At 61.7% G+C, this 13,835-nt stretch carries 10 protein-coding genes; 6 read left to right on the forward strand and 4 right to left on the reverse strand.

The genetic code is table 11. From position 1 onward, the window contains the following. Positions 1-102: 102 nt before the first annotated feature. The 4 genes from CFBP4996_RS23715 to CFBP4996_RS23730 form a co-directional block, all read right to left on the reverse strand. Entirely contained in the window at positions 103-1,875 is a 1,773-nt protein-coding gene (locus tag CFBP4996_RS23715; RefSeq protein ID WP_080853576.1) for an SLC13 family permease, read from the reverse strand. Between the two features lie 114 nt (positions 1,876-1,989). Then, a complete protein-coding gene (locus CFBP4996_RS23720; protein ID WP_233283609.1) occupies positions 1,990-2,478 on the reverse strand; it encodes a hypothetical protein in 489 nt (162 codons plus the stop codon). 29 nt (positions 2,479-2,507) lie between these two features. Continuing rightward, positions 2,508-3,254, reverse strand: a complete 747-nt coding sequence (locus CFBP4996_RS23725) for a TerC family protein (protein ID WP_080853574.1) — start codon at positions 3,252-3,254, stop codon at positions 2,508-2,510. A 163-nt stretch (positions 3,255-3,417) separates the two neighbouring features. Beyond that, on the reverse strand, positions 3,418-4,104 hold the full coding sequence (locus CFBP4996_RS23730; RefSeq protein ID WP_059758536.1) for a TetR/AcrR family transcriptional regulator: 687 nt from the start codon (positions 4,102-4,104) through the stop codon (positions 3,418-3,420). A 160-nt stretch (positions 4,105-4,264) separates the two neighbouring features. Between CFBP4996_RS23730 and CFBP4996_RS23735 the strand changes: the two genes are divergently transcribed. The 6 genes from CFBP4996_RS23735 to CFBP4996_RS23760 all read left to right on the forward strand — a co-directional run bounded on the left by CFBP4996_RS23735 (position 4,265) and on the right by CFBP4996_RS23760 (position 13,640). Beyond that, positions 4,265-5,479 carry an HlyD family secretion protein gene (locus CFBP4996_RS23735; protein WP_080853573.1) on the forward strand — a complete coding sequence of 405 codons (1,215 nt, stop codon included), beginning with the start codon at positions 4,265-4,267 and terminating at the stop codon, positions 5,477-5,479. Between the two features lie 34 nt (positions 5,480-5,513). Next, positions 5,514-7,097 (forward strand): DHA2 family efflux MFS transporter permease subunit, encoded by a 1,584-nt coding sequence (locus tag CFBP4996_RS23740; RefSeq protein WP_003520997.1) that lies wholly within the window; start codon positions 5,514-5,516, stop codon positions 7,095-7,097. A gap of 341 nt (positions 7,098-7,438) precedes the next feature. After that, positions 7,439-8,461 (forward strand): LacI family DNA-binding transcriptional regulator, encoded by a 1,023-nt coding sequence (locus tag CFBP4996_RS23745; protein WP_020812145.1) that lies wholly within the window; start codon positions 7,439-7,441, stop codon positions 8,459-8,461. A gap of 104 nt (positions 8,462-8,565) precedes the next feature. After that, complete coding sequence (gene xylB / locus CFBP4996_RS23750; protein ID WP_080853572.1) at positions 8,566-10,020, forward strand: xylulokinase; 1,455 nt, start codon at positions 8,566-8,568, stop codon at positions 10,018-10,020. 204 nt (positions 10,021-10,224) lie between these two features. Next, complete coding sequence (gene xylA / locus CFBP4996_RS23755) at positions 10,225-11,535, forward strand: xylose isomerase (RefSeq protein WP_080853571.1); 1,311 nt, start codon at positions 10,225-10,227, stop codon at positions 11,533-11,535. Between the two features lie 725 nt (positions 11,536-12,260). After that, a complete protein-coding gene (locus tag CFBP4996_RS23760; protein WP_080853570.1) occupies positions 12,261-13,640 on the forward strand; it encodes a GH1 family beta-glucosidase in 1,380 nt (459 codons plus the stop codon). Positions 13,641-13,835: the final 195 nt, after the last annotated feature.

Below are 13,835 nucleotides of genomic sequence, written 5' to 3' on the forward strand. Positions count from 1 at the left end.
GCCTTTTGCACATTCCCGTTCGGCTTCGGCTTAGGCCATATTCTGCCGCAGGCGTCAAGGAAATACGAAGCCCGCGCTGGTTCAGCGTCCCAGCTGCGAGTCCTAGCTCACTGGCCAGACATAAAGCAGCATGGGAATGCTGGCGATGACGATCATGATCGACAGCGGCAGGCCAAGGCGCGGATAGTCGCTGAAGCGATAACCGCCGGGGCCCATGACCAGCGTATTGCACTGGTGGCCGATGGGGGTGAGGAAATCGCAGCCCGCGCCGATCGCCACCGCCATCAGGAAGGCCTCCGGCCGGAAACCGAGCGTGGTGGCGAAACCGGCGGCGATGGGGGCCATGACCAGCACGGTGGCGGCATTGTTAAGAAAGGGCGTTACCGCCATGGCGGTGAGCAGGATCATGCCGAGCGCCGCAAAGGGCGGCAATCCCTGCGCGGCGTGGCCAAGCCAGGCGGCGATCAGTTCGCTGGCTCCGCTGGTGCGGAGCGAGTCGCTGACGGGAATGAGGGCGGCGAGCATGACGAGGATAGGCCCGTCGATGGATTTATAGACCTCGGTGAGCGGTATCGCGCCGACGACGATCATCATGAAGGCGGCGGCAAAAAAGGCGACGGAGACCGGCACCAGCCCGCTGCCGGCGGCGATCATGGCGGCGGCGAGCACGATGACGGGCAGAAGCGCGCGGCGCTGCACGCCCAGCAGGATTTCCCGCTGCGCCAGCGGCAAGAGCGAAAATTCCTGCAGCACCTGCGGCAGGTTCTTGCGGCTGCCCTGCAGAAGAATGACGTCGCCCGCCTGCAATGTCAGCTCGGAGAGCCGCTGGCTGACGCGCTGGCCCCGCCGGCTGACGGCGATCAGATTGACGCCGCGCGTATAGGAGAGCGAAAGCTCACGCGCGGAAATGCCGCTCAGCACCGATTCATTGCTGATGACCGCTTCCATGGAGATGAGATCGGCGGTTTTCTGGCCGTTCTCCGTCAGCGGCTTGCCGGAAAGCAGCAGCTTCGCCTGCGAGACAATGCGGTCCAACCCCTCCGGGCTGCCTTCGAGAAGAATCGTGTCGCCCGCCTTCAGCGTCACGTCGGGGAAGGGGGAGATGCGTCGCGGTCCGCGCAGGATGGTGCTGGCGATCACATCGCCGTCGGCCTGTTTCAGCAATTCGCGCAGGGGCTTCTCCGCATGGGTGCTGTCGGCGGGCAGGGTGGCTTCCGCCGTATAGGCGGACTGGTCGAGAATATCCTCCACCGATGCCTGCTGGCGGTTGCGCACCGGCAGCAGCCGGTAACCGAAGGTCAGGAAGACGATGCCGATGACGGTCAGCCCCGCGCCGACGGGGGTGAAGTCGAACATCGAAAAACTCTGCCCGGTCATCTCCTCGCGCAGCCGCGAGACAACGATGTTGGGCGAGGTGCCGATCTGCGTCATCAACCCGCCCAGCAGGGCGGCGAAGGCCATGGGCATCAGATAATAGGAGACCGGGCTACCGGATTTGCGGGCGAACTGGAAGGCGACCGGCATCATGATGGCGAGCGCGCCGATATTCTTGATGAAGGCCGACATGACGGCGACGACGATCATCAGGAAGGCGAGCTGCAGGCTCTTGGAGTGCATTTCGGGGAAATATTTCTTGATCGTCATATCGACGATGCCCGACCGCGCCACCGCCGAGCTGACCACCAGCGCGCTGCCGACGATGATGACGATATCGTCGGAAAAGCCGGAAAAAGCTTTTTCGAAAGGCACGACGCCGAGCGCCACCGCCACGAGCAGCGCACTGCAGGCGACGACATCGTAACGCAGCCTGTCCCAGATGAACGCGACCATCATTCCGGCGATGACGGTGAAGGCGAGGATCTGGTCTGTCGTCATCTGGGCGGGTTACTTTCGCATGCGGGGAGATGGAATCGTATCTGCTTTTTTGTAAGGAACGTATCCATCAACGCAAGTGCGCAACGGGAGTTCCTCCCGCAGGCGCATATCGTTTCATTGCATGAAAAAACTGTCGATATAACCCGCTGCCCGGTCAGAGATGCCGACGATCTTGTCTGTCGCCTGGCGGTAAAGCTTGAAATTGAGCTCGGTTCCGGGCTGCCCGTCGTCCCAGTCACGGAAGTCGCGAAGTTCCGCACGACCCAGCGGACGCAGAGCAGTTGCGGTTCGTTTTATGGTGAGATCGACCCGGGGTGTCTGTCGCGCGATGCCGGGTTTGCGGGCAACTGCTTGGGCGCTTTTCACCGTGCCGCGCGCGATGAGGCCATGCCCGCCCTCATTTTCACTGGCAAACAGAAAAACGGTGTCGCCTTCCGTTATGGTCTTGCCGCCATACATGGTTTTTTGCGCGGCGAATGCGAAGGTTTCCGCGTCGGGATTCGAGATTTCCGCTTTGATGACGAAAGCCATGTTCTCTTCCCCTCCGGGCGGTGCGGGATGTCGACACCGCTTTGTCCGGTTTTGGTAGCGCAAGGCCCGCATGTGGCGGGCCCTGCAAGTCGTCGCAGCCGTCACTGCGGCTGTTTTTTCTTTCGCCTCGCATTGCGGGCCAGCATGTTGAGCAGTTCCACCAGCGCCGAGAACGCCATGGCGGCATAGACGTAGCCCTTCGGAACATGGAAGCCCATGCCTTCGGCGATCAGCGTCGTGCCGATCATCATCAGGAAGGCGAGCGCCAGCATGACGATGGTGGGGTTGCGCTCGATGAAGTTGGCGAGCGGCGTTGCGGCCAGCAGCATGACGGTGACGGCCACGATGACCGCGACGATCATGATCGGCAGATGCGGCGTCATACCGACGGCGGTGATGATGCTGTCCACCGAGAAGACGAGGTCGAGCAGCAGGATCTGGCCGATGGCGGCGCCGAAATTCATGCCCACGGGGCCGCCCACCATGTCTTCCTTGTGGTCTTCCGGGTCGACATTGTGGTGGATTTCCTTGGTGGCCTTCCACATCAGGAAAAGACCGCCGGCGATCAGGATCATGTCCTTCCAGGAGAAGGCGTGGCCGAAGAGTTCGAAGACCGGCGTGGTGAGCTGCACGATCCATGCGACGGTGCCGAGCAGGCCGAGACGCATGACGAGCGCAAGGCCTATACCGATCTTGCGGGCTTTTTCGCGCTGTTCGGGCGGCAGCTTGTTGGTGAGGATGGAGATGAAGATCAGGTTGTCGATGCCGAGCACGACCTCCATGACGATCAGCGTGACGAGCGCCACCCAGGCGGCGGGGTCAGATAGAAGAGGGAGAATGGACTCCATCAGGTAGGTTTTCCTTTCAGCAACAAAGCCAGCCGAAACATTCGGTGGGTGGAATTTATAGCGCAATACGCGAGAAACAAGGAGTTGATGGCTCCGGGGCGCAAGATTTCATCGAAATTTCGCGCAGACCGCGTATTGGCGTTCACGCCGTTGCTGAATGATTTCAGGCCTTGTCGGTTCCGTAGGCGGCCATGAATACCTTGATGGCGCTGGCGATCACCCGGTCCAGTTCTTCTTCCGGAACCGGGCCTTCGATCTCTCCGAACAGGCGCAGCTTGAAGAAGGTGCCGGTGGAAAGCTCGATATATTGCCGGGCGGCCAGCTCCACGTCATCGACCTTCAGATGGCCGAGCGCGACGTGGTGCTCGATAAAATCCTGAAGCACGGTGCGGACATTGTTGGGTGCGGCGATGAAGAAGCGCTGCGCCAGCTTCGGCATGCGGTCGATGACGCCGATGACCGAGCGCATGGCCGGGATCATCTCCGAACAGATCATCTTGTTGGCGAAGGCCTTGCCGAACTGTCTCAGCCCGTCGCGCACCTCTTCGGTGCCGGCCAGAATATTGCGCATCGAGGTGGCGAATTCCTGCCGGTGGTGATCGACCAGCGCCGCGAACAGATCCTCCTTGTTGGAGAAATAGACATAGATCGTGCCCTTAGAAACGCCCGCCTCGCGCGTGATGTCGTTCATGCTGGCCGCATCGAAACCCTTGCGCTTGAACACACGCCAGGCGCCCGCCAGAATCTGCTCGCGTTTGGCCGGGTCTTCACCCGCCGCAAAACGCCCGGCGGCATTGCCCGGACAGCCCGTTTCCGTTTCCGTCTCCATATCCCTGTCTTCACCTGCCATCGCTACCGTCTCTTAGCATCGCAATGGCGTAAAAAAAATTAACCGAACGTCGAACCAATCGGTTCGATAACACTTGATATGTGTCAGGAAAGAGATTATGTCAATCGAACCGAACGGTTCAGTTCGAAAAACTTTCTTCAATTTATCACGGTAAGCTCCCATGTCGGCCCAGAAGAATAGCGCGGTTCGCGCCGTCAACGATGCGGAAGAGGCGGATATTTCCGCCAAGGCCGAGACCTCTCCGGCAAAGCCGGCCGAGGCCGCGCCGCAGCAGCAGCCCCAGACCATTGCTGCGCCGAAGCAGAAGAAGCGTTCCAAGCTTCTGCCGGTCATCGCCGTTGCCCTTCTCGCCGGCGCCGGCTGGTACGGTTACAACTGGTGGGTTGACGGCCGCTTCATGGTGTCGACGGACGACGCCTATATAGAAGGCGATATCGCCGTCATCGCACCGAAGGTTTCGGGATATGTCGCCAAGGTGAACGTGGTCGAGAACCAGGAAGTCAAGGCGGGCGATCCGCTGGTGACGCTGGACGACGGCGATTATCGCATCGCGCTCGATCAGGCCGAAGCCCAGATCCGCACCGAAGAACTGTCGCTGAAGCGCATCGATGCGCAGATCGTCGGCGGCGAAGCTTCGCTGGAACAGGCCGTCGCCCAGAAGGGTGCGCTGGATGCCGCCCTTCGCGGTGCCGAAATCACCCAGAAGCGCGCCAGCGAACTGCAGGCGAAGGATGTCGGCACGGTTGCCGCTTCCGACAATGCGCAGGTCGCGCTCGATCAGGCCAAGGCGAATGTCGTGGCCGGCGATGCCGCCATCTCCTCGGCCAAGGCCAATGTGGAACTCCTGCGCGCCCAGCGCGAGGAAGCCGAAAGCACGATCCGTTCGCTGCAGCTTTCCCGCGACAAGGCCGCCCGCGATCTTTCCTTCACGGTTCTGAAGGCGCCCTATGACGGCGTCATCGGCAATCTGGCGGTTCAGAACGGCGATCTGGTTTCGGTCGGCAAGCGTCTGGCTTCGCTGGTGCCGATGAACGAGCTTTATATCGACGCCAATTTCAAGGAAACGCAGCTTGCCCGCGTCGTGCCCGGTTCGAAGGTGCGCGTGCATGTCGACGCCTTTGACGATGCGACGATCGAGGGCACGGTGCAGTCGATTTCGCCCGGCTCGGGCTCGGTCTTCTCCATGCTGCCGCCAGAAAATGCGACCGGCAACTTCACCAAGGTCATCCAGCGCGTGCCGGTGCGCATCGTCTTCTCCAAGGAAGACCTTGCAAAGCACAATCTGCGCGCCGGCCTCAGCGTCGTTGTCGACGTCGATACCCGCACGGCGCCGGAAACCACGAAAACGGCGCAAGTTAACCCGGAAGCCAAGTAAGGCGCATCGCTGATGCGCCGTTGAGGTCAAGATCATGGCGGCTACGGTTGTCGGTACGGGCGGGGCGTCCATCCCCGCCGATCCCCCGATGGACAGGCGCAGGCTCATCGCCTTCTTCGCGATGGTCTTCGGCATGTTCATGTCCATCCTCGACATTCAGATTGTCTCCGCCTCGCTGGCGGAAATCCAGGCGGGTCTCGGCGCGGGTTCCGATGAGATCGCCTGGGTGCAGACCTCCTATCTGATCGCCGAAGTCATCATGATCCCGCTGTCGGGCACGCTGGCGCGCATTCTCTCCACGCGCGTGCTCTTCGCCACCTGCGCGGCCGGCTTCACCATATCGAGCGCGCTCTGCGCCACAGCCACAAATATCGACCAGATGATCGTCTACCGCGCGATCCAGGGCTTTATCGGCGGCGGCATGATCCCCTCCGTCTTCGCCGCCGCCTTCACGATCTTCCCGCCCTCGAAGCGTTCGGTCGTGTCACCGATCATCGGTCTCGTCGCCACGCTTGCGCCCACCATCGGCCCGACGGTCGGCGGTTATCTCTCCAATGCCTTTTCCTGGCACTGGCTGTTCCTCGTCAACATCATCCCCGGCATCATCGTCACCATCCTCACCTGGAGCCTGATCGATTTCGACAAGCCGGAAAAGTCGCTCTGGAAGAAGTTCGACTGGTGGGGGCTGATCTCCATGGCCGTCTTCCTCGGCTCGCTGGAATATGTGCTGGAAGAGGGCAACAACAAGGACTGGTTCAACGACGAGCATATCGTCATGGGAACGGTCGCCATGGTCATCGGCGCGGTCGTGTTCTTCTGGCGCGCCTTCAAGGTGGAATTCCCTGTCGTCGATATCCGCGCCTTCGCCGACCGCAACTTCTCCATCGGCTCGCTGTTTTCCTTCGTCATGGGCATCGGGCTTTACGGGCTGACCTATCTTTACCCGCTCTATCTCGGCCGGGTGCGCGGTTACGATGCGCTGATGATCGGCGAGACCATGTTCGTCTCCGGTCTTGCCATGTTCTTCACCGCGCCGATTGCCGGCAAGGTCTCCACCAAGCTCGATCCGCGGGCGATGATGGCCATCGGCTTCATCAGCTTCGGCTGCGGCACGTGGATCATGACGCATGTGACGACCGACTGGGATTTCTACGAGCTGCTGATCCCGCAGATCCTGCGCGGTTTCGGCCTGATGATGTGCATGGTGCCGATCAACAACATCGCGCTCGGCACCCTGCCGCCGGCCCGCATCCGCAATGCGTCCGGCCTGTTCAACCTTACCCGTAACCTCGGCGGCGCGGTCGGTCTTGCCATCATCAACACCATGCTGTCGCAGCGCACGGACGACCATTATGTGCGGCTGGCCGAACATGTGAGCTATTCCAATCCGCAGGCGCTGGAATGGCTGAACAGTGTCGGCGCCAACTACGATTCCTACGGGCTGGACGGCGCCTCCGTCGCCGTCAAGAAACTGGTCGGCATGGTCTCGCAGCAGGCATGGATATTGGCCTTCGCGGATGTGTTCTTCGCGCTGACGCTGTTGTTCTCGAGCCTGATCTTCATGACCGTGCTGATCCAGAAACCCAAGGCAGCGCCGCCGCCAGACGCGGCGCACTAACAAGAATCCCCTCCCATCCACCGCAGAGCTGGGGCCGTCGGAAATGACGGCCCCTTTTTTGTTTTGAATATGGAGCGAGCGAGGGCGGCATATTTCTTCTCCCCGCCGGGGAGAAGTCCGCGGCAGCGGGATGAGGGGGCAAGGGTAGAGATATTCGGGGAGCTTGCCCCCTCATCCGACCCTTCGGGCCACCTTCTCCCCCTCGGGGAGAAGAAACGCGCGGCACCGTTTCGCGAAGAGCCGCCAACCCGACACCGCCTTTTCTTGAAATATGAGGTACGTACATCATTTTTCAGTTTACCTCGACCGCAAAGCTGGATATGCAAGGGAAGGGAGGAGCCATGAAGCCGACAGTTCACGATATCGCCGAGCGGGCGGGCGTCAGTCTCGCCACCATCGACCGGGTGCTGAACATGCGCCCCGGCGTGCATGCGGCAACGCGGGCACGGGTGGAGGCGGCCATTGCCGAGCTTGGTTACGTGCGCGATATCGCGGCCGCCAATCTGGCCAAGGGCCGCAATTATTCGCTGGTCTTCATCCTGCCGGGCAATGACAATTCCTTCATGGCAACATTGCGCGCCGAAGTGCGGGCCGCAGCGGCACGGGCGCATCTGGAGCGCACGGCGATCCGCGTCATCGAGGTGCCGCCGTTCAATGCCACAGCGCTGACGGAGGCTCTGGAAGTCGCGCGGCGGGAAAAGCCCTCGGGCGTCGCCTTCGTCGCCACCGATTCCGAAGATGTGGCGGAAGCCGCCGACCGGCTGGCCGAAGACGGCATCGCCACGGTGACGCTGGTGTCCGATCTTTCCGGTTCGCGGCGGGATCATTATGCCGGCGTGGACAACGTCGCGGCCGGGCGCACGGCGGCGAGCCTGATGGGACGTTTTCTCTCCGGGCGTGGCGGCGATGTCGCGGTTGTCGCCGGCTCCATGCTGGTGCGCGACCATCGCGAACGTCTGGAAGGATTTCGCGCCGTCATCGAGACCGAATTTCCGCAATTGCGGCTGCTGCCGGTGCTGGAGGGCAGGGACGATCCGCTGACCGTCGAGACGCTGGTGCGCAAGGCGCTCGGCAATGCCGCGCTCTCCGGCATCTACAGCCTCGGCGCGGGCAATCGCGGCCTCATCCGGGCGCTTGGCGCGGCAGAGGGCGAAAGAGCGCTTTCGGTCATCGCCCATGAGCTGACGGAAAACACCGCCAATGCGCTGCGGGAAGGGCTGCTGGACGCCGTGCTCAACCAGGATGCCGGCCACGAGGTGCGCAGCGCCATCCGCGTGTTGAAGGCGCGGGCCGACGGTCTGCCCGTCATCGCCGCGCAGGAACGTATCCGTATCGACATATTCCTCAGGGACAATCTGCCCTGATGAGAGCATTTCCAGGAAAAGTGGCCGCCGGTTTCCCGTCCGGAATGCGGTGACTTTTAAAAAACGCTGAAAGCGGCGCATGGCGCGCCGGAATGGAGAAATACATGTATCTCGGTCTCGATCTTGGCACATCCGGCGTCAAAGCCCTGCTGATGGACGGCGATCAGAAAATCATCGGCTCGGCCAACGGCTCGCTGGACGTTTCGCGCCCGCATCACGGCTGGTCGGAACAGGATCCGGCCGACTGGATTGCCGCCACGAAAACCGCCGTTGCCGGCCTGAAGCAGAAGTTTCCGAAGGAGCTTGCCGCCGTCAAGGGCATCGGCCTTTCCGGCCAGATGCATGGCGCAACGCTGATCGATGCGGCCGGCAAGGTGCTGCGTCCCTGCATCCTGTGGAACGACACGCGCTCTTATGCCGAGGCCGCCGCGCTGGATGCCGATCCATGCTTCCGCAAGATCACCGGCAACATCGTCTTCCCCGGCTTCACCGCGCCGAAACTTGCCTGGGTGGAGAAGAACGAACCTGAAATCTTCGCGAAAGTGGCCAAGGTGTTGCTGCCGAAGGATTATCTGCGTCTGTGGCTGACGGGCGACTATATCTCCGAAATGTCGGATTCCGCCGGCACCTCCTGGCTCGATACCGGCGCACGCAAATGGTCTTCCGAGCTTCTTGCCGCCACCGGGCTGGATGCAAAACACATGCCGTCGCTGGTGGAAGGCACGGATGAGGCGGGCGTGCTGCGCGCCGAACTTGGCTCCGAATGGGGCATTTCCGGCCGCACCGTCGTTGCCGGCGGCGCGGGCGACAATGCCGCTTCCGCCTGCGGCATGGGCACGGTGAAGGAAGGCCATGCCTTCGTCTCGCTCGGCACATCCGGCGTGCTTTTCGCCGCCAATGCATCTTACCTGCCGAAGCCGGAAAGCGCCGTGCACGCCTTCTGCCATGCGCTGCCCAATACCTGGCACCAGATGGGCGTCATCCTTTCCGCCACCGATGCGCTGAACTGGTATTCGCGCCTCACCGGCCAATCCGCCGCCGATCTGACCGGCGAGCTGGGCGAGACGCTGCTTGCACCAACCGGTGTCACCTTCGCGCCCTATCTCTCCGGCGAGCGCACACCGCACAACGACGCCGCCATTCGCGGCTCCTTCATCGGCCTTTCGCATGAAAGCGACCGCAAGGCGCTGACCCAGGCGGTGCTGGAAGGCGTGACTTTCGCCATCCGTGACAATCTCGAAGCGCTGAAGTCGGCCGGCACGTCCATCTCCCGCGTCACCGCCATCGGCGGCGGTTCGCGCTCGGCCTATTGGCTGGCCTCCATCGCCACCTCGCTCGGTGTGCCCGTCGATATTCCGGCCGAGGGCGATTTCGGCGCCGCCTTCGGCGCGGCCCGCCTCGGCCTCATTGCCGCGACCGGCGCCGATCCGGTGGCGGTCTGCTCGCAGCCGGAAACGGCGCGGACCATCGAGCCGGTGGCGGCGCTGGCCGGTGCCTATGAGGAGGCTTACCGGCGCTATCATGCGCTTTATCCGGCTATTCGGGCGCTTTCGCATTGAGGTGTTGAGGGTGTGGCTACCCCCCTCTGTCCTGCCGGACATCTCCCCCACAAGGGGGGAGATCGACAAGCGGCGGACACCTCGCCCATGGAACGAGCGAGTACGGCATCTGATCTCCCCCCTTGTGGGGGAGATGTCCGGCAGGACAGAGGGGGGTAGCCACACCCTCCGGCATTTCATCTAAACCCACCAAGGAGGATCACCATGAGCACAGGTTTTTTCGGCGATATTGCCAAGATCAAATATGAAGGCCCCGACAGCACCAACCCGCTGGCCTTCCGTCATTACAACCCCGACGAAATCGTCGCCGGCAAGCGCATGGAAGATCACCTGCGCTTCGCGGTGGCCTATTGGCACACCTTCACCTGGCCGGGCGGCGACCCCTTCGGCGGCCAGACTTTCCTGCGCCCATGGTTCGAAGATACAATGCAGGCGGCGAAACTGAAGGCGGATGTGGCTTTCGAATTCTTCTCGCTGCTCGGTTCGCCGTTCTACTGCTTCCACGACGCCGATGTGCGCCCGGAAGGCCGGAACTTCGCGGAGAATACCAAGAACCTCAACGAGATCGTTGATTATTTTGCCCAAAAACAGGCCGATACCGGTGTGAAGCTCCTTTGGGGCACGGCGAACCTCTTCTCCAACCGCCGCTTCATGTCGGGTGCTGCCACCAATCCGGACCCGGATGTTTTCGCTTTCTCCGCCGCGACCGTGAAGACCTGCATGGACGCCACCAAGAAACTCGGCGGCGCGAACTATGTTCTGTGGGGCGGCCGCGAAGGTTACGAGACCCTGCTCAACACCGATCTGTCGCGTGAACTCGACCAGCTCGGCCGCTTCCTCAATCTGGTGGTGGAATATAAATACAAGATCGGCTTCGAAGGCACGATCCTGATCGAGCCGAAGCCGCAGGAGCCGACCAAGCACCAGTATGACTACGACGTCGCCACCGTTTACGCCTTCCTGCAGAAGAACGGTCTGGAAAAGGAAGTGAAGGTCAATATCGAGCAGGGCCATGCCATTCTCGCCGGCCACTCCTTCGAGCATGAACTGGCCATGGCCAATGCCTTCGGCATTTTCGGCTCCATCGACATGAACCGCAACGATTACCAGTCCGGCTGGGATACCGACCAGTTCCCCAACAACGTGCCGGAAATGGCGCTCGCTTATTACCATGTTCTGGCCGGCGGCGGTTTCAAGAACGGCGGCACCAACTTCGATTCCAAGCTGCGCCGCCAGTCGCTCGATCCGCAGGACCTGCTGATCGGCCATATCGGCGGCATGGATTGCTGCGCCCGCGGCCTGAAGGCGGCGGCGAAGATGATCGAGGACGGCGCGCTGTCGAAGCCGCTTGCGGAGCGTTACGCCGGGTGGGATTCGGCTGAAGCCCAGAAGATGCTGCGCGGCGAGTTGAAGCTGGAAGAGATCGCCGCCCTGGTAGAGCGCGAGGATATCAATCCCGAGCCGAAGTCCGGCCGTCAGGAATATCTCGAAAACGTGGTCAATCGTTACGTTTGATGCGGGCAATAAGGGGCAACGGGAGCGTCGCCCCCTCATCGCCTCGCTTCGCTCCGGCACTTCTCCCCGGCGGGGAGAAGAACAAGCGGGGTACTTCTTGCCCGAAATGGCGCGGGAGCCGCACATTTCTTCTCCCCGCCGGGGAGAAGGTGGCCCGAAGGGCCGGATGAGGGGGCCTGCTCTCCTCCTCAATAAAGCGCGGACAATTTTTCTCCGTCCTTCTTTTCCTTACAGCCACTTATCCCGAAACATTTCCCCTTCCATCCCCATCAGCCCATTTGGCCGCATCATTCCTCCCGCAACCGGAACGGAAGGGCGATACGCGTGGCGCCTTTCGCGAAATGGAGGCCGGCATCGACAAGCATGGTTCTGGCAGACCGTGTTTCGGAAAGGCATTCCGCCGGGCCAGAGGCGGGAAGGACCGATCCGATAGGTGCCGTGAAAAGGCTGTGACCGATGGCCTGCCGTGGCGGCCCTGATGATGCGGCCCGGTGAATGCAACGACTTCCACCACCTCCCATCTTCCACCCGCATTCGCCGGGTCGATGCCTCGCGCCGCCGGCAAACCGCTGCGGCGGCAATCCCCATGCAAAGCGCTTTGGACTTGTTAACTGCGCATCCTGAAACGTTGTAGATTCCTGCCGATGCGACTGTACCTGCCGGCCGACATGGTCTAAACCGCTGCTGATCTTTTCACGCTCGATGGACAGAGAAGGGCCTCGTAGATGACCGATCCCAAAACGCTAGCCGCCCGTTTCCCCGGCGATTTCCTGTTCGGCGTCGCGACCGCCTCTTTCCAGATCGAAGGCTCCACGAAGGCGGATGGCCGCAAGCCCTCCATCTGGGACGCCTTCTGCAATATGCCGGGCCATGTCTTCGAGCGTCACAATGGCGATATTGCCTGCGATCATTATAATCGCTGGGAGCAGGATCTCGATCTCATCAAGGACATGGGTGTCGAGGCCTATCGTTTCTCTATCGCCTGGCCGCGCATCATTCCGGATGGTTTCGGGCCGATCAACGAGAAGGGGCTGGATTTCTACGACCGCCTCGTCGATGGCTGCAAGGCGCGCGGCATCAAGACCTATGCGACGCTTTACCATTGGGACCTGCCGCTGACGCTGATGGGCGATGGCGGCTGGGCCTCGCGCTCCACTGCGCACGCCTTCCAGCGATACGCCAAGACCGTGATGGCCCGCCTGGGTGACCGGCTGGATGCGGTGGCGACCTTCAACGAGCCCTGGTGCGCGGTGTGGCTCAGCCATCTCTATGGCATTCATGCGCCGGGCGAGCGCAACATGGAGGCAGCCCTTGCCGCCATGCATCACATCAATCTCGCCCATGGTTTCGGCGTGGAAGCCTCCCGCCATGTCGCGCCGAAAGTGCCGGTGGGGCTGGTGCTGAACGCCCATTCCGTCATCCCGGCTTCCGATAGCGAGGCCGATCTCAAGGCCGCCGAACGGGCCTTCCAGTTCCACAACGGCGCGTTTTTCGATCCGGTCTTCAAGGGTGAATATCCGGCCGAGATGATGGAGGCGCTGGGAAGCCGCATGCCGGTGGTGGAGGCGGAAGACCTTTCCATCATTAGCCAGAAACTCGACTGGTGGGGCCTGAATTATTACACGCCGATGCGCGTTGCCGACGATGCGACACCGGGCGCGGAATTCCCCGCCACGACACCGGCCCCGGCAGTCAGCGATGTGAAGACCGATATCGGCTGGGAGGTCTATGCCCCGGCGCTCCAGTCGCTGGTGGAAACGCTCTATAAACGTTACGACCTGCCGGATTGCTACATCACCGAAAACGGCGCCTGCTATAATATGGGCGTCGAAAACGGCGAGGTGGATGACCAGCCGCGTCTCGACTATTACGCCGAACATCTCGGCATCGTCGCCGATCTCATCCGCGAGGGTTATCCGATGCGCGGTTATTTCGCCTGGAGCCTGATGGATAATTTCGAATGGGCTGAGGGCTATCGCATGCGCTTCGGTCTCGTGCATGTGGATTACGACACGCAGGTGCGGACGCTGAAGAACAGCGGCAAATGGTACAGCGCGCTGGCTTCGGGCTTTCCGAAGGGCAATCACGGTTTGGTGAAGCCGTAACGGTCACCTCCCTCATCCCTGTGCTTGTCACAGGGATCCAGCCAGCCCAAGTCCTTGGGCTGAAAAGAGTCTTTCCGCCACGCAGACGCGTGTCGGCTGGATTCCTGTGACGAGCACAGGAATGAGGGTTGGCGGACGGCCGTGCATGAACTTTACGCGCCGCATCCGGTAGCAGGCGACGTGTCAGCGCCCGCC

The organism is Agrobacterium leguminum, from assembly GCF_005144435.2.
GTDB classification, from domain to species: Bacteria; Pseudomonadota; Alphaproteobacteria; order Rhizobiales; family Rhizobiaceae; genus Agrobacterium; species Agrobacterium leguminum.

Coding starts and splice junctions, on each gene's coding strand:
- CFBP4996_RS23745 (WP_020812145.1), top strand. CDS start 7,439: ATGAAGCCGACAGTTCACGATATCGCCGAGCGGGCGGGCGTCAGTCTC.
- xylA (WP_080853571.1), top strand. CDS start 10,225: ATGAGCACAGGTTTTTTCGGCGATATTGCCAAGATCAAATATGAAGGC.
- CFBP4996_RS23715 (WP_080853576.1), bottom strand. CDS start 1,875: ATGACGACAGACCAGATCCTCGCCTTCACCGTCATCGCCGGAATGATG.
- CFBP4996_RS23730 (WP_059758536.1), bottom strand. CDS start 4,104: ATGGCAGGTGAAGACAGGGATATGGAGACGGAAACGGAAACGGGCTGT.
- CFBP4996_RS23720 (WP_233283609.1), bottom strand. CDS start 2,478: ATGCGGGCCTTGCGCTACCAAAACCGGACAAAGCGGTGTCGACATCCC.
- CFBP4996_RS23740 (WP_003520997.1), top strand. CDS start 5,514: ATGGCGGCTACGGTTGTCGGTACGGGCGGGGCGTCCATCCCCGCCGAT.
- xylB (WP_080853572.1), top strand. CDS start 8,566: ATGTATCTCGGTCTCGATCTTGGCACATCCGGCGTCAAAGCCCTGCTG.
- CFBP4996_RS23735 (WP_080853573.1), top strand. CDS start 4,265: ATGTCGGCCCAGAAGAATAGCGCGGTTCGCGCCGTCAACGATGCGGAA.
- CFBP4996_RS23725 (WP_080853574.1), bottom strand. CDS start 3,254: ATGGAGTCCATTCTCCCTCTTCTATCTGACCCCGCCGCCTGGGTGGCG.
- CFBP4996_RS23760 (WP_080853570.1), top strand. CDS start 12,261: ATGACCGATCCCAAAACGCTAGCCGCCCGTTTCCCCGGCGATTTCCTG.